The sequence below is a fragment of the Streptomyces sp. NBC_00259 genome, assembly GCF_036181745.1.
GTDB classification, from domain to species: Bacteria; Actinomycetota; Actinomycetes; order Streptomycetales; family Streptomycetaceae; genus Streptomyces; species Streptomyces pratisoli.
In genome coordinates, this window is the sequence record NZ_CP108080.1 from 6,154,729 (window position 1) to 6,178,140 (window position 23,412).

Here is a 23,412-nt window from a genome sequence, read left to right on the forward strand (position 1 = left end):
GAGAGCATCGGCCCGATCGGATGATCGAGGAGAGGCGCCGACCCGACGGCCCAGCCACAGTCCCAAGCGGGGCGGCCGGCCACTCGTGAGTTCTTCACGCTCGCTTGATGACAGCTGTGACTGTCAGCCCCTCGTGGCCCCGTGGCAGCCTCTGGGACGTCAAGCCGGCCACAGGGGGGACGAGATGAACGAGGGCTACGCCGTCTTCTGCGACGCCGACCGGAAGTTCTACGACGCCCCCCACCGGCTCGCGGAGGACGGCGACGGACCGGGCAGGCCGTACGAGGCGGGACGGCGCGAGGCGCCGGCGGGCTGGCAGCGGAACCGCAAGGGGGACTGGCTCGCGTACCGTCCGCTCGAGGGCCGCCTCCCGGCGCAGGGCTGGAAGATCCACATATCGGCCTGTCTCGACAACGCGGAGAAGGTGCTCGACCAGGTCTGGGACTACTGCGTCCCCCGGGGCATCGCTTTCAAGTTCGTACCGAGCCGATATCTGCTGCACACCCGCAACGCCAAGTACGCGGACCGGGCAGGAAGCGGCAAGTTCATCACCGTCTACCCCGCCGACGACGCGCAGTGCAAGGCCATTGCCGAGGACCTGGACATGCTCCTGGCCGGAGAACCCGGACCGTACATCCTGAGTGATCTGCGCTGGGGAGCCGGGCCCGTCCACGTGCGATACGGCAGTTTCACCGAGCGGCACTGTCGCGACGAACAGGGGGAGTTGCGGCCCGCCGTCGAAGACGCCTCGGGCCGGCTCGTCCCGGACGTGCGGGGGCCCGCCTTCCACGTCCCGTCCTGGGTCACACTGCCCGATTTCCTCCGCCCGCATGCGGAGGCACGAGCGGCCACCACCACGGACGGCATCCCCTACACCATCGAGCGTGCCCTCCACTTCTCCAACGGCGGCGGCGTCTACGTGGGCCGGGACGACCGGACGGGCAGGCGTGTCGTGCTCAAGGAGGGCCGGCCGCACGCCGGTCTCGCCGCCGACGGGGCGGACGCCGTGACGCGGCTGGAGCGGGAGAGGGACGCGCTGGAACAGCTGGCCGGGCTCTCCTGCACCCCGGAGGTGCTGGACTGGTTCGCGCTGGGGGACCACCGTTTCCTCGTCCTGGAGTACGTCGAGGGCCGGCCGCTCAACAGCTTCTTCGCCAGGCGCCATCCGCTGATCGAGGAGGACCCCGGCGACCAGGCGCTCGCCGCCTACACGCAGTGGGCGTTACGCATCCACCGGCTCGTGGAGGACGCGGTGGCGCAGGTCCACGCGCGAGGAGTGGTCTTCAACGATCTGCATCTGTTCAACATCATGGTCATCGACGACGAGTCGTCCGTAGTGCTGCTGGATTTTGAAGCAGCGGCGCCGATCGAGGAGGGCCGGCGCCAGGTCATCGCCAACCCCGGCTTCGTGGCCCCGGCCGACCGCAGGGGCGCCGACATCGACCGGTACGCACTCGCCTGTCTGCGTCTGGCCCTGTTCCTTCCGCTGACCAACCTGTTTGCTGTGGACCGCGCGAAAGCGGCCCATCTGGCCGACATCGTGGCGGAGAACTTCCCGGTGGACCGCGCCTTCCTCGACGAGGCGGTCGCGGAAATCACCCGCGGCCACCCGTCCGCGGAGCCGGCCCGGGTGCCCCGGGCGGACCACCTGCCCCTCGAACCGGGACCGTCCGCGGAGCCGGTCCGGGTGCCCCGGGCGGACCACCTGCCCCTCGAACCGGGACCGTCCGCGGAGCCGGTCCGGGTGCCCCGGGCGGACCACCTGCCCCTCGAACCGGGACCGTCCGCGGAGCCGGTCCGGGTGCCCCGCGCGGACTACCTGCCCCTCGAACCGGGCGACTGGCCGCACAGCCGCGACTCGATGGCGGACGCCATCCGGGCCTCGGCCCGTTTCGGCCGGGACGACCGCTGTCTGCCCGGCGACATCGCCCAGTTCGCCACCCCCGTGGGCGGCGCCTGCTTCGCGCACGGGGCGGCAGGAGTCCTGTACGCGCTGGCCGAGACCGGCTGCGGCAGCTGGCCCGAGGCCGAGGAGTGGCTGCTGCGAAGCGTGCGCCGGCCGGCTTCCGGCAGCCCTCTGGGCTTCTACGACGGGCTCGCCGGCATCGCCTGGACGCTCGACCACCTCGGGCATCGGGCGGCGGCCATGAACCTGCTGGAGGTCGTCCTCGCCGAGGACTGGACCGACATGGGGCCGGACCTGCACAGCGGCCTGGCCGGCATCGGCCTCGCCCTCGACGCGCTGGCCGAGTCCACCGGCGAGAGCTCGCTGCGGGAGGCCGCCCTGGACTGCAGCCGCCTCGTCGCCCGCGCAGCGGCGGCGGACCGCGGCCGCCCCGCCGGCAGAGCCGGGCTGCTGCACGGCGCCTCCGGCGCGGCCCTGCTGCACCTGCGCCTGTTCGAGAGGACCGGCGACCCGGCCCTCCTCGGCCTGGCGGCCGATGCGCTCCACCGCGATCTGGACCGCTGCGTACGCAGCGCCGGCGGAGCGCTCCAGGTCGACGAGGGCTGGCGCACCATGCCCTATCTTGGTGCGGGCAGCGCCGGTATCGGCATGGTGCTCGACGACTGGCTCGTCCACGGCGACGACGAGCGCTTCACCCGGGCGCGGCAGGAGATCGTACGGGCCGCGCAGGCGAAGTTCTATGCGCAGCCCGGCCTCTTCCGGGGTGCCGCCGGCATGGTGCTGTACCTGAGCCGGACGGCGGCGACCGGCCCCGGCACCTCGCCGGCCGACCTGGCACGGCAGATCGGTGTGCTGTCCTGGCACGCCCTGCCCTACGAGGGCCATCTCGCCTTCCCCGGCGAGCAGATGATGCGGCTCTCCATGGATCTCGCCACCGGCACGGCCGGCTGCCTGCTGGCCCTCGGCGCCGCACTGGACGACGCCCCGGTGCAGCTGCCGTTCCTGCCGCGCGTATCTCCCGGCCGCTCCCGCGGCCCCCAGAGCTGACCTCCGGTCACCGGAGGTCATGGCAAGGCACATTCGTCCCCGAGAAAGGAAAACGACATGTCGCTTCTCGACCTGCAGAGCATGGAGACTCCGAAGGACGCGCTCACGGACGAGATCGCCACCGGCGGCGGCAGCCGCGCGAGCCTGCTGCTCTGCGGCGACAGCAGCCTGAGCGTCACCACCTGTAACTGACCCGGTCGTCGTGCGGCACCCCGCGCGACGACGGTCAACCCTGCCGGCGGTCCCGGGCGGATTCCGCGCCTGGGACCGTTCGGCTCGAACGACGAGGGAGCGCCCGTGAGTCCCCAACGGCCGGCAGTCGCGCCCGGCAAGCGCGCCCGTGACTCGGTCGGGCCGTCCGCAACCGGCGCCGCGGCCCGGTCGCTGCTGACCGGTGGGGCAGGAGCGTTTCCCGGCCGGGCCGCGGCCCTCGTCGCGACGAGCCTGCTGTCGGCGGCCGCCGCCGTCGCCCTGCCCGCCCTGCTCGGGCGCTCACTGGACCTCGTTCTCGCCGGCGCCGCGGACGCCGGACCGTGGCTGGCGCTGTGCGCGGCACTCGTCGTCGCGGACATCGCGTGCGACGCGGCCTGCGCCCACCTCGCCGGCACACTCACCGCACACTCCGCCGCGCGAACCCGACGCCGCGCCCTTGGCCATCTGCTCGCCGCCGGGCCGAGGGCGGCGGGACGGTTCACCCCCGGCGATCTCGTGACCCGGCTGACGGCGAACGTAACAGAGGCCGCCGCGGCACCCGCGATCGCCGCGGCAGCCGTACCGGCCGTCGTCCTGCCGGTCGGCGCACTGGTCGCGCTCGCCCTGACCGACCTGTGGACGGCCGCGGTCTTCGTGGCCGGCGCTCCGCTGCTGGTGCTGCTCGTGCGCGCATTCGCCCGCAACACCTCCGCCGGGGTGGCCGAGTACCAACAGGTCCAGGGGACCATCGCCGCCCGCCTGGTCGAGGCACTCGAAGGAGCCCGCACCGTCGCCGCCGCCGGGACCACGGAGCGGGAACGCGCACGGATCCTGGCGCCCCTGCCCGAACTGGCCGCCCAGGGACGGCTCATGTGGCACGTGTACGGCCGCGCCGTCGCCCGGGGCGCGGTGCTGCTGCCTCTGCTGGAGACCGGCGTGCTCGCGGTCGGCGGGCTGCGGGTGGCGGCAGGGGACATGAGCGTGGGTGAGCTGCTGGCGGCGCTCCGCTACGCGGCCCTGGCCGCGGGCCTGGGTGCCGTCGTCGGACAGTTGTCGGGTCTGCTGCGCAGCCGGGCCGCAGCGGGGCGTGCCGCCGAGGCGCTGGCCGCACCCGTCGTGGCGTACGGCCGGCGCGGGCTGCCCGGTGACGGGTGCGGCCGGCTGGAGTTCCGCGACGTGTCGGTGGTGCGCGACGGCCGACCCGTGCTCCGGGGCGTCGGCCTGGTCGTGCCCGGCGGTGCCACCCTGGCCCTGGTGGGCCGGTCCGGCTCGGGCAAGACGGCCCTGGCACAGCTGCCCGGACGGCTGGCCGACCCCGACACCGGCACCGTCCTTCTGGACGGCGTCCCCGTTGCGGAGATCGAACGCGAGGTCCTGCGCCGGGAGGTGGGATACGCCTTCGAGCGGCCCGCGCTGTTCGGCACGACTGTGCGGGACTCCATCGCCTTCGGACCGTACGCACCACCCCTGGCCGAGGTGAGCGCCGCTGCTCGGGCGGCGGAGGCGGACGCCTTCGTGCGGCGGCTGCCGGACGGCTACGGCACGCAGCTGAAGCGCGCGCCGCTGTCCGGCGGGGAGGCGCAACGACTCGGCCTCGCACGGGCCTTCGCCCATGCCGGACGGCTGCTCGTCCTCGACGACGCCACGTCGAGTCTGGACAGCGTCACCGAACGCCAGGTCGCGCGGGCCCTCCTGCACCAGGTCCGGCCCGGCACCCGCCTCGTCGTCGCCCACCGGGCCTCCTCGGCGGCGCGGGCCGACCTCGTCGCCTGGCTCGACGACGGCCGGATCCGGGCGGTCGGTCCGCATGCCGCGCTGTGGGCGCTGCCCGAGTACCGTGCCGTGTTCGCCGCGGACGACGATCCGGCCCACGTACCGGACTGTGTGCGGCCGCACGCCGCCGCGGACGACGGGCGGGCGGGCGGCGAGGGGACGCCGGGTGAACCGGTGCGGGGCCACGGGCCGGCGGGCGGGACTCCGTGACGGCCGCAGGACGAGCGCAAACGACGGCAGGACGGGCGCAATCGACCGCAGGGCGGGCTCAGACGACCGCAGGGCGGGCTCAAGCGGCCACGGGCGGTGCGCTGCGGCCCGGGGCGGGAGGCACTCCGCCGCACGACCACCCCCCGCTGCCCCCGGCCGACGGGCCCGTTCGGGGGGCACTGCGCAGGACGCTGCCGCAGGCGGTCCCGTTCCTCGCCCGGCGCCGAGGCGTGCTCCTGCGCCTCGGCGGCTGGTCGCTGCTGGAGTCCGCGCAGACCTTCCTCGGCGGATACGGTGTGGCCGCGGCGCTCGACCGTGGGTTCCTCGCCGGGCAGCCCGTCGTGGGGCTCGGCTGGCTGGCCGTGGCCGCTGCGGCGGTCGTCGCCGGGGGGGCCGCCACGCACAGGGTGTTCCACCGCCTCGCCGACCTGGTGGAGCCGTTGCGCGACGGCCTCGTCCGCAGGGTCGTCGGCTCGGCGCTGTCCTCCGCGGTGGCAGGACGGGGAGGGCGCACCGGCCATGCGGCGCTCTCGCGGCTGACGCATCAGACGGAGGCGGCACGGGACGGGTTCGCGGGGCTGGTGATGGTGACCAGGTCCTTCGTCTTCACGACCGCGGGGGTCGTGGTGGGCCTCGCGACACTGGCTCCGGCCCTGCTGCTGGTCGTCCTGCCGCCCCTTGCCGCCGGGCTCGTCCTCTTCATCGCAGCCCTGCGCCCGATGGCGGCGCGGCAGCAGGACTTCCTGCGTACCGACGAGGAACTCGCCGCCCGGATCGGCTCCGACGTCGCCGGGCTCCGGGACATCGTCGCCTGCGGTGCCGAGGCGCGCGCCGCGGACGCGGCAGGCGAACTGATCGACGCGCAGACCCGGGCTGCCCGGGCACTGGCCCGGTGGGCCGCCGTGCGGACGCTCGCCCTCGGGCTCGCCGGGCAGGCGCCCGTCGTCCTGCTGCTGGCCGCCGCGCCGTGGCTGCAGGCCCGCGGGGTCACGGCCGGGGAACTGCTGGGCGCGCTCACGTACCTGACGCAGGCGCTGCTGCCGGCCCTGAACACCCTGATGACGGGTCTGGGCACGGCCGGCACCCGGCTGCTGGTGATCCTCGACCGACTCACCGGCCCCGACGAGCCCCCGGCGCCGGGCTCTTCCACGGCCCCGGCGGTGCGGGCCGTGGAGCAGGACGCGGCGGCAGGGGCCGTGGAGCCGGACGCGGCGGCCTCGGCTCCGGCCCCGGCCCCGGACTCGGGTCCGAGGTCACGCGGCGCGGTCACGGCCCCTGCCGGCGCTCGCCCTCGCACTCCGGGGCCCCGGCAGCCGGCGCCGCAGCAGGGGACGCCCGCGGAGCCCGACGCAGCCGCGCCGAGCCTGGAACTGCGGTCCCTGTCCTTCTCCTACGGGCCGGGCGCCACGCCCGTGATCGACTGTCTCGACCTCCTGGTGGAACCGGGTGAGCACCTGGCCGTGGTCGGACCGAGCGGTATCGGCAAGTCCACCCTGTTCGGGCTGGTCGCCGGGCTGCTCGAGCCGGACCGTGGGACGTTGCTGATCGGCGGCGCGCCCGTGCACCGGCCCGACCGGGACCCGTCCGCGGCCCGCCGGGCCCTGATCCCCCAGGAGGCCTACGTGTTCGGGGGCAGCCTTCGGGACAACCTGCTGTACCTGTGCCCGGGCGGGGTACCGACGCCTGACGTGGAGGCCGCGGTACGTGCCGTCGGCCTCGATGGCGTGGTGCGCGGGCTCGGGGGGCTGGACGCCCGGATCGACCCCGCGGCCCTGTCCCAGGGGGAACGCCAACTCGTCGCCCTGGCACGGGCGTACGTCGCCCCCGCCCGTCTCGTCCTGCTGGACGAGGCGACCTGCCATCTGGATCCGGCGGCCGAGGCCCGTGCCGAGCGTGCCTTCGCCGACCGGCCGGGAACGCTCCTGGTGATCGCCCACCGGCTCTCGTCGGCACGGCGGGCGGACCGGGTCCTGGTCCTGGACGGGGTGAGCGCGACGGCCGGACGCCACGAGGAGCTGCTCGAACGTTCCCCGACGTATCGCGACCTCGTGGGCCAGTGGCACCCGCAGGCCGGGTGACCCGCGGGCGCCGCCCCGCGGGCCCGGCCGCATCCTCCGCTCAGACCCACCCGGCGTGCTGCGATATCCGTATGGCGTCGACCCGGTTACGGGCCCCGGTCTTACGGGTGATCGTGGACATGTAGTTGCGCACGGTCCCCAGCGACAGGTGCAGGTTGCGCGCGATCTCGGCGCTCGTCGACCCTTCCGCGGCCAGCCGCAGAACGCTGAGTTCACGAGGCGTCAGAGGTATGTGCGCGGCCTGAAGGAGACCGAGGGCGAGCGATTCGTCGACGAATCGCTCGCCCTCGGCCACCTGCCTGATGCCGTCGAGTAATCGCTGCGGACCCGCGTCCTTGCTGACGTACCCGAGCGCGCCCGCGTCGAAGGCGCGGCGCAGCAGACCTGGTCTGGTGCCCGTGGCGAGCACGAGCAGTGCCGCGGCCGGACCGGCCACGCGCCGGAGCAGGCCGGTCAGTGTGCCCGGCACGGCCGCGCCCGGACACTCGACATCCGCGACGCACACGTGCGGCCGCAGGGAATCGGCCTGTCCGACGGCCGCCCGCCACGACGATCCGCTCACCTCCAGGTCCTCCTCCCTCCGCAGCAACATCGTCAGCGCGGATCGCATCAGACAGCCGTCGTGCACCAGCAGCACCCGAATCACGCTCTCTTGCCCCCCTCAACTGCCCCACCGCTCAACGTGATCGGTCGGACACCAACGGTCAGTACGTACAGCCGGTGCCCGCATTCGGGACAGGTAGTCGCGCCCACCGAGGCACGGGAGCGCTCGCCCCATGCGGGAGTGCGCCCCGTGCGCGCCGGAGCGCGTTGAGCGCACACCCAGGCGCACAAGGGGCGGTCACCGGGACGTCATCCATGCCGCCGGCCCCGACACGGCTGCCCTCAAGGCTGCCGTGCCCGGGGAAGACCGAGGCCCTGTCACCCTCCGCGAAGGGTTTCAGGGCCTCGTTCGCGTGCCGCAGTGATCTCGGTTCGTCCTGCCGTCTAGATGTCGCGGAAGTGAAGTTTCCCCGTGATGTTGGACACTCGATGCTTACGCCGCGAGGGCGTGTCCTTGCTCGTGTCGTTGCCGGATCTCCAGCGGGGTGAGGTAGCCCCAGACCGGATGCTTCCGCAGCCGCTGTCGGTTGTAGAAGGTCTCGATGAAGGCGAAGATCTCTGCTCGGGCACTCGCCCGGTCCGGCCAGCAGCGGGTGCCGATCTCTGCTTTCAGCAGTGCGAAGAACGACTCGGCGGCGGCGTTGTCGAAGCACGAGCCGGTGCGTCCCATGCTCTGCCGTAGCCCCAACCGGCCGATCTCGCGACGGAGTTCGTCGGATGTGTACTCGCTGCCGCGGTCGGAATGTGCGATGCAGCCGGGCTGGAGCCGGCTGCGTCCGGCCGCCATGACGAGGGCGTCGACGACCAGGGAGGCGCGGTGGTGATCGGCCATGGAGTAGCCAACGATCTCGCGGGTCGCCAGATCGAGCCAGGTTGCCAGGGAGAGCCACCCCTCGTCGGTGGGGATGAAGGTGATGTCGCCGACGAGCTTCATCCCGGGTGCCGGGGCGGTGAAGTCCCGAACCATCAGGTCCGGTGCGGGCACGGCCCTCTTGGACGGGCGGGTCAGCGACCTGCGCCTGCGACGGGTCACGCCGGCGATGCCGCGCTCGCGCATGACGCGCTCGATGCGCTTGCGGTTGATGCGGTGCCCGAGCCGACGTAGCTCAGCATGGATGCGCGGCACTCCGTAGGCGCCGCGGGAGGCGAGGTGCAGCACGGTGATCTCATGCGCCAGGGCGTCGTCAGCGGCCTTCCTCGCCCGCCGGGTCTTCTCACCGGCCAGCCACGTGTAGAACGAGGAGCGGGCCACCTTCAGCAGCCGGCACAGGAGAGCGACGCCGTGGGTGGTCTTCTCCGCCTCGATGAACGCGTACGCCTCGCTCATCGATCGCTCTCCTTCGCGAAGAAGACCGCCGCTTTTCGCAGCACCTCGATCGTCTCCGCCTGCTCGGCGGCCAACCTCCGCAGTCGGCGCAGCTCTTCGCGCTCCGCCGTCGTCAGCTCTCCCGGCGCCCCGTTCCCGCGGTCGACCGCATCCTGCTTGACCCAGTTCCGCAGTCCCTCGGCGCTGACCCCGAGCTCCCGGGACACCTCTGTGACGGTCCTCCCGGAGGAGTGCACGAGCGCGACCGCGTCCCGTTTGAATTCCTCCGTGTACCGCCTGCTGCGGTTGCTCTTGCTTCCCACCTGGCACTACTTCCTCTGGAACCTCACGTCCCAGTCTCCAGGTGTCCGCGATCAAGGGGAAGCTTCAACCAGCCCCGCCGACTGGATCGGTTTCCGATGACGCGCCATGTGGAGTGCGTGGCGATCCTTGAACCGGCCGCGAAGGGATCCTGACCTGCGAGTTCTTCTGTGCGCCATGCGCGGTGTGGGCCTTACGGGCGATGTCTTGACGCTCGTTCTGATCGGGCGTCACCTCGCTGCCGGCGCTGGTCACGGGTCCCGGGCGTGACTCGGCATCTCGAAGATCAGCCGCTGGCCGTTCTTTCATCAGGACTTCCGGTTTACCGGGGTCCGGTAGTGGGGCCTTCCCTTGGGGACGATGGGGGGCGCGCCGGATGGGCAGGACGTCCGTCGGTGGCGGAACCTTGCCGTATGACACGCCATCGGACGGCACTCATCCTGGTACTGCTGCTCTGTGCGGGGGCCCTGGTCGCTGCCGCATTCTCACCGACCGAGCAGCGAGCTCTTCCGGCTGTGGACGCCGCCGCCCGCCCGCTGCGCACGACCGAGCCGCACGGTGACCTGAACGACCTGCGGCCTTTCGGCCAAATGGTGGGCAACGCACAGGTGGTGGGGATGGGGGAGGCGACTCACAGCTCGCATGAATTCTTCACGATGAAACATCGCGTCCTGCGTTATCTGGTCGAGAACAAGGGCTTCCGGGCCTTCGCGCTGGAGACGAGCTGGAGCAGCGGTCTGCGCATCGACGAATATCTGCAGACCGGCGAGGGTGATCCGAAACAGATCATGCGGGAGGAATTTCAGGACGCCTACGCGTGGTGGAACACTCGGGAGTATCTGGCGCTGATCGAGTGGATGCGCGCGTACAACGTCCGCCACCCTCATGACCGGTTGCGCTTCGTGGGTGACGATTTCGCTTTCGCCGGGCCGGAACTCTACGACAAGGTGCTTACGTATGTGGCCCAGGCCGCCCCGGCGCTGCTGCCCCGCTTCACCGAGCTGTACCGGGGGCTGCGGCCGACCACGACAACCGGCACGTATATGAAGCAGTACCTTACCCGCCCGCTGGCCGAACGCCGGAGCATGGCGACGAGGACCGAACGCGCCCTGGACCTGCTCAAACGCCATCCGGCGAGTACCCAGGCGCGGAAGGGAGCCTACGCCTGGGCCGTGCAGCATGCGACCGCCATCGCTCAGACCGCCCGAGGCTACGCATTCGACTTCGAGGACCAGGAACAGGCCAAGGCGTCCATGCGTTTCCGCGACCAGCTAATGGCGGAGAACATTGCCTGGTGGCATGCGCACACGGGGCAGAAGATCCTGCTGTCGGCCCACAACGCCCACGTCTCCTACCGGACCTCCGATCCGCGCTATCCCAAAATGCAAGGCGCCTTCCTGCGCGACCAGTTCGGCAAGGGTTACGTGAGTGTCGGCTCGACCTTCGGCCGAGGCTCGTTCAATGCGACCGGTCCCGGCAAGAAAACGCGTGTCCACACGCTGGGGCCTGCCGATCGAGGGAGCACGGAGCACCTCCTCGACCAGGTGAGCCCTCGCGACTTCGCCATGGACCTGCGTACGGTGCCCAAGGCCGCACGCGCATGGCTGGCCGCCGACCGCCCCACTAGGAGCATCGGTACTTCCTATCCCGAGCCGGTGCACCGCATCGCGCAGGCGAGGTCGCACGACATTCTCATCCACCTGCATCGGGTCAGTCCCGCCCGGCTATTGGCGGTTCCGTAGCAGCGCCCCCGGTCCCGGCTCCCGCTCCCGATACCGGAAGATCTGGGCGAGCCTCTTCATGCCCTGCTCGATCTGTGCCGGACCATGTCCGGCGAAGGACATTCGCAGCGTCGCCGGGTCGGCCTGTCCCGCGAAGAACGGGGCGCCCGGAACATAGGCGACGTCATGGGCAATGGCCTCGGACAGCAGGGCGATCGCGTCGTAGCCGTCGGGCAGCCGGACCCAGATGAACATTCCCCCGTCGGGCCTGCTCCACGTGCTGCCGGAAGGCAGCGTGTGCGCGAGGGCGTCTAGCATCGCATCACAGCGTTCCCGGTAGGTGTACGAGGCCCGCACCAGGCGCGCGTCGAGGTCGTGTTCCCGCAGGTAGTGCGCGGCGGCCGCCTGGTCGACCGTGGACGTGTGCAGATCGAGGGCCTGCTTGGCCAACGTGCACACGCCACGCAGCGCCGCCGGGGCGCGCAGCCACCCCAGCCGCATGCCAGGAGACAGGATCTTGGACAGGCTCCCCAGTAGCACGGTGCGGTCCCTGGCGTCGTCCAACGACGCGATCCACGGCACATGCTCGCCGCGGAACCGCAGTTCGCCGTAAGGGTCGTCCTCGGCGATCCACAGCCCCCGTTCGGCCGCGATGCGCGCCACCGACCGGCGACGCTCGAGGGGCAGCGTGTGGCCGGTGGGGTTCTGGAAAGTGGGGACCAGGTACAGCAGTTTGGGACGTTCCTCGGCCATGATCCGCGCCAGGGCCTCGACATCGATTCCCTGGTCGTCGGTCGGCACCGGGACCACTCGCGCGCCCGCGTAGGTGAAGCACTGGAGAGCCGCCAGATAGGTGGGGTTCTCGACCACCACCGTGTCTCCGGGTTCGAGCAGGGCGGTCGCCAGTAGCGCCAGTGCCTGTTGTGACCCGGTCGTCACCAGCAGGTCCTCCGCGCGGGAGGGTAGCTGTCGGGCGGACAGCCGGGCCGCGACGGCCTCGCGCAGCCGAGGGTCGCCTTCCGTGGTCGAGTACTGGAGGACGCGATGCGGGGATTCGGTCAGCACGTGGTCGTAGGCCGCGCGGATTCCCTCGACATCGAGCAGTTCCGAGGCGGGCAGGCCGCCGGCGAAGGAGATCACCTCGGGCCGGGCCGTCAGGGCGAGTGCCTCCCGGATGACGGAGCCCCCGGCCGAGGCGGCCCGGGCGGCGAACCCGGGAGGAGCGATGCGGGTGTTCATGACGTCCGGTTGTCCGTCCCACGCTTGAGCAACGCCACCACGTGGTCCATGAACCGGCCGGTGGTTCCCTGTCCGCCGAGGTCGGGGGTGGCCGCATCACTCTGCGACACCTCGATCACACAGGTGCGGAACAGTTCGGCCGCCTGGCCGTGCCCGAGGTGGTCGAGCATGAGCGCCAGCGACATCGCCGCGGCATAGGGGTTCGCGATGCCCTTGCCGGCGATGTCGGGAGCGCTGCCGTGCACCGGCTCGAAAAGTGCGAAGCCCGTCTCGGGGCAGATGCTCGCGCTCGATGCCAGGCCGAGGCCGCCCATCAGGGCCGCACCGATGTCGCTGATGATGTCTCCGAAGAGATTCGACGCCAGGATGCCTTCGTACGGCGTTGCGTCGCGCACCAGGTTGTAGCAGAAGGAGTCGACGTACTCCTCGGAACCCGCCAGCTCCGGGAAGTTCTGCAGCTCCCGGCGGAACACGTCCTGCCAGAGGCCGCCGGTGTTCGGTACGGCGTTGGACTTGTGTACCAGGGTCACCTTCCGTCGCCCCTTGTCCCGGAGCTGGCCGAGACAGAAGCGTACGAACTTCTCGACGGTCTCCCGGGTATAGACGCACTCGTCGATCGCCACACTGACCGTTCCCGCGCGGGCGACCGTTCCTCCGATGCCTACGTAGAGCCCCTGGGTGTTCTCGCGGTAGAGGTCGATGACCCCGCTCGGCAGGGTGATCGGGCGGTAGTTGACGTACAGGTCGAGTCCCTTGCGCATCCCCAGCAGGATGTCCCGGCCGTGCGCCATGTCCGGAATGCGCGGGTCGCCCAATGCGCCCAGGAAGACGGACGTGTACTCGCTCGAGAGCAGGTCGATCGCCCCGGCGGGCAGGCCGATGCCCGTGTCGAGCCACTGATCGGCCCCCCACGTGAAAACGTCGTACTCAAGGCCGAGTTGGTATGCCTCGCTGAGATACTCCAGGGTCGGCAGGACTGCCGGAACTACTTCCTTGCCGATTCCGTCACCGGGAACCACTGCGATCTTCATGATTGCGTCCGTGTCTTGAACATGTCTTCAACAGAGCTGAGGCGGCCGGCGATCGCGGTGGCGGCCACGACGTAGGGCGAGGCCAGATACACCTGACCGGGCCCCGAACGGCCGGGGAAATTCCGGTTCTGGGCGCTCACCGTGACCTCGTCCGGGCTTTCCGAGACACCCGGCCCGGCGTTGATGCAGGCCCCGCAGGAAGGCGGCAGCACACTGACACCGACCTCCCCGAAGAGCTCGATGTAGCCGCGGTCGGCCGCGTAGCGCATGACGGCCTCGCTGCCCACCTGGATGTACGCCTGTACGCCCTCGGGTACGGTCACTCCCCGCGCGCGAGCCTGCTTGAAGACGCTCGCGTACATGTCCATGTCGTACGCCTTGCCGCCGGTGCAGGACCCGCCGTACACCTTGTCGACCTTGACCTCCGTGTCAACAGAGGCCAGCGGAAAGGAGTTTCGCGGGTCCCCGGGCAGGGCCACCATCGGCTCGACCCCGGCCAGCTCGATGTCCACCACCGCGGAGTACGTCGCGCCCTGGTCGGAGAGCACGTCCGTGCCGGCGGACGCCGCAGGGCCGCGCAGCGCCAGGTGTGCGTGGGTCACGTGGTCCGGCTCGAACATGGCGGTCATGCCGCCCGCCTCCACCGCCATGTTGCACAGCGTGGCGCGCTCGTCGAGGTTCATCGACGCGCACCCGGGACCGCTGAAGAGGATGACCTTGCCCAGCGTCTGGCTGCCCTGGATCATCGGGTGCGCCAGCAGCGCCAGCATGAGGTCCTTCGCGCAAACGCCCGGTGCCAGCTCGCCCAGCAGGTTGACCTGGATGACCGCCGGGACCTTCACCAGGATCTCGCGGTTGTACCAGGAGTTGGCGATGTCGGTGGCTCCCACGCCGAAGGCGAAGGCACCCACGGCGCCGGCCGTGCAGGTGTGGCTGTCGGTGCCGATGATCACGTCGCCCGGCCGGGCGACGTTCTCGACGATGTAGTTGTGACAGATCGCGCGGCTGCCCCCGGTGTCCGCGGGGCCGATGAAGTTCCCGCCGCTCAGGGTCGCGAACTCCTGCTGCCGCTTGCCGAGGTTCTCCACCCGCTCGATCAGCTCCAGGCCGTTGGCGCGCCGCTTGAGAACCGGCTCCGCCAGCGAGAGGTGGTCCTGGAAGAAGTAGCAGGACTCGGGGCCGGCCAGGGCGGCATCTGCGCCGAACTGCTGGGCGAACATGCCGGCGGCCATCGGCGTCACGTACTCGTGCGAGAACCTGACGTCCGCCTCGACGAAGTACGACTCCCCGACCCGGACGGCGGCGTCCTCAGGGCACTGGTTACGGGACGAGAGGCGGCTCTGGATGATCTTCTCGACAGCGTTCAGCGGGCGCGCCGCGTCGAAGTCGGGCTTGATGGGGGACTGCGTGCCCTTACGGGTCTCGCGGTTGAACCCGAACAGGCCGCCCAAGTCGATGATGGCGCGTTCGATGTCGTTCGCCCGGCGCGTGAAGGCGTCCAGCGGCAGTTCGTCGCCCGCCAGCAGGGCGTCCAGGACGGTGAAGTCATCGCACGTGATGATGCCGACATTGCGGCAGTTCTGCTGGTAGATCCGCTCGAAGGACCGGGCGAACACGATCTCGACGCCGGCGTACTTCTCGGCGTAGACGGCGTGTTCCCGGGACGAACCGCAGCCCTTCGCCTCGCCGCTGACGATGATCTGCGGAGCGAACGCCTTCACGGCGCCCTGGCCGAACTTCTTGTCCCGCAGGCCCAGATACGCGTACTCGCCGAGTTTCTCGTCGTACCAGTAGCAGCACCAGCCGGGGATGATCTCGTCGGTCGAGATGTTGTTCATCAGCGGGGCGCGCAACAGCTCCGCGGTTGTCGCCGTGCTGGTGCCGTCCAGCTGGGCAGCGAGCAGATCGGTGTCCTCCGTGATGACCAGGAGGTTGCCGCTGAGACTGATGTTACGTGTGCGGCTGCCGCCGGTCGGTTCACTCGGCGTTCGCAATGATCTGCCTTATCTGTTCGTCGGTCAGGGGACCACGGCTCGACTTCGCCTTCGCCAGCACGTTCTTGATGAGAGTGGTGTTGGCGCTGTCGTAACCGTGCAGCGTCAGCCAGTACTTGACGTTGTTCGCGCCGGATGCCTCGTCGATGAGCACTTCCTGCTCACGGCCCAGACAGCTGGCCGGGACGCTGGAGTAAACCGTGTCCTTCACCAGCAGATTGCCCTTTTCGTGAGCCTTGAGGATGGCGGAGGCGTGCACGCCGGCACTGGTCTTGAAGACGTCCCGGCCCAGTGCCGGGTAGTTCTGCGGGACCTCGACTCCCAGCACGGACGCCGCGTAGTCGGAGTACTCGCGCAGGGCCTTCAGGTCGTAGCGGCCGTGCTCGTCGAGGTGGCTGTTGACCATGAGCTGGTCGAGGGAGGCGTTTCCGGCCCGCTCCCCGATGCCCAGGATCGTGCCGTGCACGCGCTCGCAGCCGTGGGCGAGGGCGGTCAGGGAGTTGGCCAGCGCAAGGCCGCGGTCGTTGTGTCCGTGCCACTCGAAGGCGACCTGGTGGCCGCGGTCCTGGAAGTACTGGTGCGACCATTGGATGAGCGATTCGACGCCACTGGGTAACGCCGCGCCGACGGTGTCGCACAGGGTTACCCGCCGCACACCCGTGTCGATGGCGACGTCGTACACCTGGCCCAGCACCTCTGGAGTGCACCGCACCGCGTCCTCCAGGACGAGCACGAACTCCGCTCCGCCGCGTCGGCATTCGACCACCGACTCGCGGATATGGCGCTGGATCAGCTGAACGTCCCAGTCCTCCACGTACTGCCGGATGGGGCTGACGCCTATGAAGATGTACGCATCCACGGCGACCCCCACCTGTTGGGCTATCTCACAGATCGCGTTGATGTCCGACGGGTGGGTGCGGCCCGCGTATCCCTGGGAGAGGGGGTGGCCGCTGCGTACGATGTGCTGGGCGATGTCCACACACGTCCGCAAGGCGGCCGGGTCCGAGCCGGGGAATCCCAGGTCCGCGGAGGTGACGCCGGAGCGGACCATGTGGTCCACCAGCCTCAGCTTCTGCTCCAGCGAGGGATTGCGGATGTTCGGAGCCTGGAGCCCGTCGCGCAGGGTCTCATCGAAAAAGGTCCCCGAATAGGGCGGCGCCGACACCGGCTGCTGAGCCGCCACCCCGATGGCGTTCCAGTTGAACCAGACATCGGCGCTCGGACTAGAGCTGCCGGCAGTTCTTCCGTTCACTGCGATCTCCGCGTTTCTTGAAATGCGGGTGCCCCGCACCAGCGACTGACGTGTGGTCTGGAAACTCGCGGAACTGCGCCGGGGGGGCACGGCAAGAATGAAAAGTCGGGTCAGGTCAGAAAATCGTCCAGGCGGCCGCGTCTTCGCCAGTACGGCTACCCGCACCCAGAAGGTGCGGGTAGCCGTACCTCTCAATCCTTGATCGCCCACCCAGCCGAAGGCAAGCTGTTTCTCTGGGAGGAAAAAGAGCAGGTCAGAGGCTACCTGGGGACCACGGGAGGATTGCGCGGGCGGTAGTGGGGCCACCGACCGGGCTGGTGAGAATGAGCTTGCCCCGCAGGGCGGCGGTGCGGTCCACCAGCCCGCGCAACCCGGTCCCGGCGTCGAGCGTGGCGCCCCCCACACCGTTGTCGGTCACCACGACCACCAGACAGTTGTCGGCCCGCTCCATGGAGACGTGAATGCGTGTGGCCGAGGAGTGCTTGACGGCATTCGCCAGGGTCTCCGCGATGATGAAATAGGCCGTGGATTCCACCTGGGTGGCCGGTCGGCGCTCCAATTTGGAGGACACGTCGACCGGGACATGGAATGTCTCGGTCAATGCGGTGACGGCGGCGTTCAGCCCGCGGTCACTGAGGATCGGTGGCTGGATTCCGCGGACCAGGTCGCGGATTTCATCAAGAGCCTTGCCGATCTCCTGGTGGGTCTCCTCGAGCAGCTCGTGCAGGGCCTGCGCGCTGTGGTTCCTCCGCCGCGTGGCATGGGAAATCCGCATCAGCAACACGGCCAGCCTGGCCTGCGCACCGTCGTGCAGATCGCGCTCTATGCGCCGGTAATCCGCGTCGTTGACGCGCAGGGCCGCGATGCGCTGCCGCTCGGCCAGCTCCTCGCGCCGGCGCTTTTCGTCCTCGTCCACGCGGCCGAGCAGTCGGCGGACCAGCCGTGCCCGCAGTTTCCCCAGCCAGAAGAGCAACATCACCAGGAGGGCGAACAGCGCGATGGCGCCCACGGCCACACACAGGCGCGTGACGCCGCCTTCGACGACGAGTGTGCCTGCCGGGCCGAAGGCCAGCTGCTCCATTCTGCCGAAAGGGAGACTTGCCGTGAAGGCGACCACGGGCAGCGTCATCGCGAAGACCGGCAGCAGCCAGAGCAGTCCCAGCAGGAGCAGGCACAGGTAACCGGACTCCCCCCAGCCGGAGGCTTTGTGCCCGGGCTCGCCTTCCTCGGGGGCGGCACACTCAAGTCGCCTCCCTGAGGCGGGATTCTGCGTCACCGAGGCCGCCAGCAGCAGCTCCAGGTCGGCGACCGCACGCAGCAGCGGCAGGCCCGAGAGCAGCCCCGGGCTCATGCCGACCAGCCGGTGTCGCAGTTTGTGCAGGGTCGGGCCCAGCCGGCGCTCCCGCTCCGGCAGCCGCTCGGCCCCCGGGACGAGCAGCACCAAGATGCCGCGCACCAGGTTGGTGAGGACCTGTACGAGCAGCGTCGCTGTCAAGGGAAGCGCATTGAGGAGTGCGGAGACCACTCTCAGCGCCATCTCCGCGATGGTCAAAGGAACCAGGAGAATGCCGACAAGGCTGCCGACGGACAGATAGATGACCCCTGCGGCGACCCGGGACTGGGCGGACGGGTAGTCCGGGCCGGGTCCTTCCGGGTGATTCACCGGCGCTTGACGGTACTTCATGACTCTAAAACCGCCGTAGTTTATTCGATTTCAACGTGGGTCATCCACTGGTGGGGCATTACCGGTATCGGCCGGTCCGGTACGGACGCAGGGGCTGTTCGAGCAACCGATGAGCCGCGCGACGCTGCGCGGCGGGCGTGCGATCGTCACGCAGGGGAACCCCACGGTGACAGTCGCGGTGGTGAGCGTCCCTCAACAACGCCGTCCGGCGCAACTGCCCTTGACAGACGCCGAGAAGCCGTTTTCGGGGCCGGGGCGGACCGGCTCGTGGTGGCGCCGAGGGCGCGTGGGCAGCGCGCGGGTCAAGCGCAGTACGGAGGCGAAGTTTTCTCCACCGGTGGCTGCCGGGCACCGGACTACAATTCACGGATCACGCGGTGCGGGGCTCAGTAGGAGGCTACACACATGTCAGGGCGGCCGGGCGGGACTCAACAGGCGCCCGCGGGGCAACCACCGGAGCCCTCGACAACACAAGGGCAGGACGCCCCGAGCGTCGCCGTATGGGAGGCGATGAAGCAGAACCCGCTGCGCTTCCTCGCCTCCAGCTGGCCATTACGCTGCTGGGCCTTTCTGCTCGGCGGCTTGGTGTTCGGCCTGGCCGTACTGGTGAGCCTTGCCGTGCTGCTCTTCTTCGGGGTACTGCTCTCGGTCGTCGGCGTGGGCCTGGTGATACTCACGGTCATCACGGTGTTCGGTCTCCCCGTCGCCACCATGGAGCGCCGCCGCCTGCGGCTGGTGGAACCGGTGCCGCTGCCGGACCCGCACAGCTCGCCGGCGGGGGCCGGCGCCCGAGCGTGGCTGCACACACGGCTGAGAGAGCGCGCAACGTGGCGTGAACTGGGCTATGCCGTCATTCTCGCGGTCTTCTTCACCGGAGCGAACACCGGCTTCGCGGCGCTGCTGATGATGTCGGGCATGTTGGTGGCGACACCGGTTGTCGTCTGGGCGCTCGCCCCCGAGACCGTAATGATCATTCCCGGGCAGGCGATCTCCGGCCCGGCGGCCGCGCTGCCGTTCTGCGCCCTGGGGCTGCTCGGCCTGGTGCTGTGCGCGTACGTGGCGGGCCTGCTCGCTGCGGCGCAGGTCAAGACGGCCTTGTTCCTGCTGGCCCCGCGCGATGAGCCGTCCCAGAGCCGTGTCATCGAACTCACTCGCTCCCGTATCCGGCTGGCCGACGCCTTCGAGGCCGAGCGGCGCCGGATCGAACGCGATCTGCACGACGGCGCCCAGCAGCAACTGGTCGCGCTCACCATGACCTTGGGGCTGGCCCAGATGGAGATGGGGGAGAGCGGCTCACGGGCCGCCGAGCTCGTCTCCCGGGCCCGCGGCGAGGCGCGACAGGCGCTGGACGACCTGCGCAGGCTCGTCCGCGGCATTCACCCGCAAGTGCTGACCGACCACGGGCTCGCCGCCGCCGTGGCGGAGGTCGCGCTGGGCCACCCGCTGCCCGTCACGGTCGACATCGAACTGCCGCACCGGCTGCCCGGCATGGTGGAGACGACGGCGTACTTCACCGTGACGGAAGCGCTGACCAACGCAGCCAAGCACAGCGGCGCGTCCCAGGTCGCGGTCGTCGGCAGGTACAAGGACGACCGGCTTATCCTGCTGATCACCGATGACGGACACGGTGGCGCGGACCCCGCCGGGGGAACCGGGCTGTCGGGATTGGCGGACCGTATGGCGATTCTCAAGGGCCGGCTGGTGGTCGCCAGCCCCAGGGGCGGCCCGACACAGCTTCGAGTGGAGGTGCCGTGCTCCGGATAGTGCTGGCCGAGGACGCCGTGCTGCTGCGCGCCGGACTCGTCGAACTCCTTACGCGCAGCGGCCATGAGGTGGTCGCCGCGGTCGGCGACGCCGAGGCACTGGCCCGCGCCGTCGACGAGCAGCATCCGGACATCGTGATCACCGACGTCCGGATGCCGCCCGGCTTCCGGGACGAAGGGCTCAAGGCCGCTCTGGAGCTGCGGGCCCGCCACGACCAGCTGCCGGTCCTGGTGCTCTCCCAGTACGTCGCCACCGCGTATGCCACCCAGCTGCTCAGCGGTGACGGCCGGGGAGCGGCTGGACTGGGGTATCTGCTCAAGGACAGGGTGGGGGAGGTCTCCGAGTTCCTGGACACCCTGCACCGGGTCGCGGACGGCCAGACCGTCATCGACCCCGAGGTGGTACGCGTCCTGCTCACCCAGCAGACGGCGAGCCGGCCGCTGCGCCAACTCACCCCGCGCGAGCGTGAGGTTCTGGCGCTGATGGCGGAGGGCCTCAACAACCAGCTGATCGCCCGGCGGCTGAGTGTGACCGAGGCTTCCGTGGTCAAGCACTCCAGCAACATCTTCATGAAGCTGAATCTGGGCCCCACCGACGGCAACCGGCGGGTGCTCGCCGTGCTCGCCCATCTGCGGGGCGAGTCGCCGTGAGGCCGGACGGCCTGCCGTGAGTCGGGGTGGGGTCGCCGTGAGCCGGGGCAGCGGATCAGGGGCTGACGCTCGGCCTCAGGGCCGGCCGTCCTGGATACGCGTCAGCCAGTCCACCGCCTTCACGAACTCACCGTCACTCGTGCCGGGCCGCAGTGTGCGTACGTCCTTCGGCGTCACCCCGGCCCGCGGATAGGAGCCGAGGAAGCGCACCTTGGGGGCGCTGCGCTTCAGCCCCATCACGGCCTCGGTGACCCGCCGTTCGGTGATGTGACCCTCGGCGTCCACGGCGAACCAGTAGTTGCCGATCCCCGCTCCCGTCGGTCGCGACTGGATCAGCATCAGATTGACCCCGCGTACCGCGAGCTCCTGGAGCAGTTCGAGCAGTGCGCCCGAATGGTCGTTGCCCAGCCAGATGATCAGTGAGGTCCGGTCGGCGCCGGTCGGTGCCGACGGCCGCGCCGATCGGCCCACCAGCACGAAGCGCGTCTCGGCGTTCTCCGCGTCGTGGATCTGTGTGACCAGCGGCTCCAGCCCGTACGTCCGCGCGGCGAACTCGCCCGCGAACGCGGCGTCATAGCGCCCGTCCCGCACCAGTCGCGCGCCGTCCGCGTTGGAGGCCGCCGACTCCCACCGGGCGTCGGGCAGCTTCGCCGCGAGCCAGTTGCGCACCTGGGGCTGGGCGACCGGGTGGCCCGTGACCGTCTTGATGTCGGACAGGTGGGTGTCGGGGCGTACCAACAGCGCGAAGGTGATGGGAAGCAGCACTTCCCGGTAGATCATCAGCGGTTCGCCGTTGGCGAGTTCGTCGAGCGTGGTGGTGACGCCGCCCTCCACCGAGTTCTCGATCGGTACCAGGGCGGCCGCGGCCTCGCCGCCGCGTACGGCGTCGAGCGCCGCGGTCACGGACACCATGGGGACGAGCTCACGGGTGGCCGCTTCCGGAAGCGTACGGAGTGCGGCTTCGGTGAAGGTGCCCTCCGGACCGAGATAGGTGTAACGGGTAGCTGACATGCCGTCACCCTAATGGGCCAGTGTCCCGCACGGTCTGCTGCCGCGTCTTTCATGCGGCCTCTGAACTGGGCTTTTTCCTCCCAGGGAAACGGCTTGCCCTGGGCTGGGAGAACGATCAAGGATTGAGAGGTACGGCTACCCGCACCCCCGGTGGTGCGGGTACCCGTACTGGCGAAGGATGCGCCGGTCAGTCGACTGTTGGGGGAAGTCATGGAAGCACGGCAGCTTGCGAGCCGATTACAGGAACTGGCAGACATGCATGCCGTACCGGGGGCGCAGCTCGCCGTGCACACCGGTGCCGGAACCGTGAGCGTCGTCGCCGGACTCGAGTGCTACGGCGAACCCCGCGCGGTGGACACCCGTACGGCATTCGCCTACGGCTCCGTGAGCAAGGTCTTCGCCGCGACGCTGGTGCTCCAGCTCGTGTCCGACGGCGACCTGGAGCTCGACGAGCCGGTCTCCGACGTCCTGGCGGAATTCCGCGAGCCAGCGGACGCCCGGCTGGCTTCGATCACCTCCCGGCAACTCCTCAGCCACACCAGCGGCCTGGTGGCCGACCACGAACTCGACGACTCCGACGAGCGGTCCCTGTTCCGTTACGCGACGAGCGTTGCCCAGCTCCCGCTGCTGGACCGCCCCGGGAACTCCTTCTCGTACTCGAACACCGGCTACAACATCCTGGGCCGTCTCGTCGAGGCGGTCACCGGCCTGAAGTGGCGCGACGCGCTCCAGGACTTCCTGCTGCGCCCGCTGGGCGTCGACCCGTACATCGATCACAGCTCCGAGAGGCCCGCTCGGGCCCTGGCCAAGGGCCACGCGGTCAGGCCCGGACAGCGCGAGGCGCGCCCCGTCGACCAGTTCCTGCCGCCCACCTGGACACCGGCCGGCGGGCTTAGCGGCAGCGCACAGGACCTGATCGCGCTCGCGCGGTTGCACATGGGCACCGACCCGAAGGCCGCCGCACCCCTGGAGGACGAGCAGCGCGTCGAGATGCGTACCGCCGTTCCCGGCGCCGACGCCTTCGGCATGGCCGATGCCTGGGCCCTGGGCCTGGGCCACTACGGCAGCTCGGACAACCGCTGGCTCGGCCACGACGGCACGGTGGACGGCGGCACGGCTCACCTGCGCTTCCACCCGGAATCGGGCCTTGCCGTTGCCCTGACCACCAACGCCACCACCGGGTCCAGCCTCTGGCCCGACGTGGTCGGGGAACTGCGCACCCTCGGCATCGCCGTCGGCGACTATGAGCCCGGCGTCCCCACCCCCGACCCCTCCGCTTCCGGGGTCGGCACCGGCCCGCGTGACTTCGAACCGCTCGTGGGCGACTACGGCAACGGCGACACCGTCTTCTCCATCCGGCGCCACGACGACGGGATCCGGCTCAGCGACCGCACCGGCCTGGTCGCCGACGTGACCGTGCACGACAGCCTGAGCTTCACCGCCCGGCGCGTCGACACAGACGCGGCGCCATACGTCGGACGCTTCGTCCTGGACGGCGGTACGGGCGAAATCGCCCTCCTGCAGCTCGCCGGGCGTTCCGCTAAGCGCACTCACGCCGCGGCTTGACGGCTTCCCGCCGCGCGTCCTGACCACTCTTTTCCGACTTCACGGCAGCCCGCCCCGGCCGTAG

The 23,412-nt window shown here is 70.3% G+C and carries 17 protein-coding genes; 8 read left to right on the top strand and 9 right to left on the bottom strand.

Annotated elements, in window-relative coordinates; all coding sequences use genetic code 11:
• Window positions 1-184: 184 nt before the first annotated feature.
• The 4 genes from lanKC (at window position 185) to OG766_RS27730 (ending at window position 7,206) form a co-directional block, all read left to right on the top strand.
• Entirely contained in the window at window positions 185-2,953 is a 2,769-nt protein-coding gene (lanKC, locus tag OG766_RS27715) for a class III lanthionine synthetase LanKC (RefSeq protein ID WP_328726440.1), read from the top strand.
• Between the two features lie 57 nt (window positions 2,954-3,010).
• Window positions 3,011-3,145, top strand: coding sequence for a SapB/AmfS family lanthipeptide (locus tag OG766_RS27720; RefSeq protein ID WP_266387752.1), 135 nt, complete (start codon window positions 3,011-3,013; stop codon window positions 3,143-3,145).
• 105 nt (window positions 3,146-3,250) lie between these two features.
• Window positions 3,251-5,128, top strand: a complete 1,878-nt coding sequence (locus tag OG766_RS27725; RefSeq protein WP_328726441.1) for an ABC transporter ATP-binding protein — start codon at window positions 3,251-3,253, stop codon at window positions 5,126-5,128.
• Between the two features lie 230 nt (window positions 5,129-5,358).
• Window positions 5,359-7,206 carry an ABC transporter ATP-binding protein gene (locus OG766_RS27730; protein WP_328726442.1) on the top strand — a complete coding sequence of 616 codons (1,848 nt, stop codon included), beginning with the start codon at window positions 5,359-5,361 and terminating at the stop codon, window positions 7,204-7,206.
• A 40-nt stretch (window positions 7,207-7,246) separates the two neighbouring features.
• Here OG766_RS27730 and OG766_RS27735 read toward each other — a convergent pair whose 3' ends face one another.
• The 3 genes from OG766_RS27735 to OG766_RS27745 form a co-directional block, all read right to left on the bottom strand.
• Entirely contained in the window at window positions 7,247-7,852 is a 606-nt protein-coding gene (locus OG766_RS27735) for a response regulator transcription factor (protein WP_328726443.1), read from the bottom strand.
• A gap of 390 nt (window positions 7,853-8,242) precedes the next feature.
• Window positions 8,243-9,136 carry an IS3 family transposase gene (locus OG766_RS27740; RefSeq protein WP_328726444.1) on the bottom strand — a complete coding sequence of 298 codons (894 nt, stop codon included), beginning with the start codon at window positions 9,134-9,136 and terminating at the stop codon, window positions 8,243-8,245.
• The gene (locus tag OG766_RS27745; protein ID WP_328726445.1) at window positions 9,133-9,438 is read right to left on the bottom strand and encodes a transposase; all 306 of its coding nucleotides are present in this window, start codon (window positions 9,436-9,438) and stop codon (window positions 9,133-9,135) included. The genes OG766_RS27740 and OG766_RS27745 overlap by 4 nt, the downstream gene beginning before the upstream one ends.
• Before the next feature lie 411 nt (window positions 9,439-9,849).
• On the opposite strand from OG766_RS27745, the gene OG766_RS27750 reads away from it, so the two are divergent.
• Entirely contained in the window at window positions 9,850-11,178 is a 1,329-nt protein-coding gene (locus OG766_RS27750; protein ID WP_328726446.1) for an erythromycin esterase family protein, read from the top strand.
• Here the strand turns inward: OG766_RS27750 and OG766_RS27755 are convergent.
• The 5 genes from OG766_RS27755 to OG766_RS27775 all read right to left on the bottom strand — a co-directional run bounded on the left by OG766_RS27755 (window position 11,161) and on the right by OG766_RS27775 (window position 18,357).
• Window positions 11,161-12,396 (bottom strand): aminotransferase-like domain-containing protein, encoded by a 1,236-nt coding sequence (locus tag OG766_RS27755; RefSeq protein WP_328726447.1) that lies wholly within the window; start codon window positions 12,394-12,396, stop codon window positions 11,161-11,163. The two genes, OG766_RS27750 and OG766_RS27755, sit on opposite strands and share 18 nt — an antisense overlap.
• A complete protein-coding gene (locus OG766_RS27760) occupies window positions 12,393-13,427 on the bottom strand; it encodes an isocitrate/isopropylmalate dehydrogenase family protein (RefSeq protein ID WP_328726448.1) in 1,035 nt (344 codons plus the stop codon). The genes OG766_RS27755 and OG766_RS27760 overlap by 4 nt, the downstream gene beginning before the upstream one ends.
• Entirely contained in the window at window positions 13,424-15,421 is a 1,998-nt protein-coding gene (locus tag OG766_RS27765; protein ID WP_328726449.1) for an aconitase family protein, read from the bottom strand. The genes OG766_RS27760 and OG766_RS27765 overlap by 4 nt, the downstream gene beginning before the upstream one ends.
• Window positions 15,405-16,673, bottom strand: a complete 1,269-nt coding sequence (locus tag OG766_RS27770; protein WP_328726450.1) for a LeuA family protein — start codon at window positions 16,671-16,673, stop codon at window positions 15,405-15,407. The genes OG766_RS27765 and OG766_RS27770 overlap by 17 nt, the downstream gene beginning before the upstream one ends.
• A 253-nt stretch (window positions 16,674-16,926) precedes the next feature.
• A complete protein-coding gene (locus OG766_RS27775; protein WP_328726451.1) occupies window positions 16,927-18,357 on the bottom strand; it encodes a sensor histidine kinase in 1,431 nt (476 codons plus the stop codon).
• A gap of 510 nt (window positions 18,358-18,867) precedes the next feature.
• Between OG766_RS27775 and OG766_RS27780 the strand changes: the two genes are divergently transcribed.
• Entirely contained in the window at window positions 18,868-20,121 is a 1,254-nt protein-coding gene (locus OG766_RS27780; RefSeq protein ID WP_328726452.1) for a sensor histidine kinase, read from the top strand.
• A complete protein-coding gene (locus OG766_RS27785) occupies window positions 20,109-20,771 on the top strand; it encodes a response regulator transcription factor (protein WP_328726453.1) in 663 nt (220 codons plus the stop codon). The genes OG766_RS27780 and OG766_RS27785 overlap by 13 nt, the downstream gene beginning before the upstream one ends.
• A 75-nt stretch (window positions 20,772-20,846) precedes the next feature.
• On the opposite strand, the gene pheA is transcribed toward OG766_RS27785, so the two are convergent.
• Complete coding sequence (gene pheA, locus OG766_RS27790; protein ID WP_328726454.1) at window positions 20,847-21,782, bottom strand: prephenate dehydratase; 936 nt, start codon at window positions 21,780-21,782, stop codon at window positions 20,847-20,849.
• A gap of 210 nt (window positions 21,783-21,992) precedes the next feature.
• Here pheA and OG766_RS27795 point away from each other — a divergent pair, with 210 nt between their 5' ends.
• The gene (locus OG766_RS27795) at window positions 21,993-23,348 is read left to right on the top strand and encodes a serine hydrolase domain-containing protein (protein WP_328726455.1); all 1,356 of its coding nucleotides are present in this window, start codon (window positions 21,993-21,995) and stop codon (window positions 23,346-23,348) included.
• The last annotated feature ends 64 nt before the right edge of the window (window positions 23,349-23,412 follow it).

Excerpts from the sequence above, each read along its gene's own strand:
- lanKC (WP_328726440.1), top strand. The coding sequence starts at position 185 with ATGAACGAGGGCTACGCCGTCTTCTGCGACGCCGACCGGAAGTTCTAC.
- OG766_RS27720 (WP_266387752.1), top strand. The coding sequence starts at position 3,011 with ATGTCGCTTCTCGACCTGCAGAGCATGGAGACTCCGAAGGACGCGCTC.
- OG766_RS27740 (WP_328726444.1), bottom strand. The coding sequence starts at position 9,136 with ATGAGCGAGGCGTACGCGTTCATCGAGGCGGAGAAGACCACCCACGGC.
- OG766_RS27750 (WP_328726446.1), top strand. The coding sequence starts at position 9,850 with ATGACACGCCATCGGACGGCACTCATCCTGGTACTGCTGCTCTGTGCG.
- OG766_RS27755 (WP_328726447.1), bottom strand. The coding sequence starts at position 12,396 with ATGAACACCCGCATCGCTCCTCCCGGGTTCGCCGCCCGGGCCGCCTCG.
- OG766_RS27760 (WP_328726448.1), bottom strand. The coding sequence starts at position 13,427 with ATGAAGATCGCAGTGGTTCCCGGTGACGGAATCGGCAAGGAAGTAGTT.
- OG766_RS27775 (WP_328726451.1), bottom strand. The coding sequence starts at position 18,357 with ATGAAGTACCGTCAAGCGCCGGTGAATCACCCGGAAGGACCCGGCCCG.
- OG766_RS27780 (WP_328726452.1), top strand. The coding sequence starts at position 18,868 with ATGAAGCAGAACCCGCTGCGCTTCCTCGCCTCCAGCTGGCCATTACGC.
- pheA (WP_328726454.1), bottom strand. The coding sequence starts at position 21,782 with ATGTCAGCTACCCGTTACACCTATCTCGGTCCGGAGGGCACCTTCACC.
- OG766_RS27795 (WP_328726455.1), top strand. The coding sequence starts at position 21,993 with ATGGAAGCACGGCAGCTTGCGAGCCGATTACAGGAACTGGCAGACATG.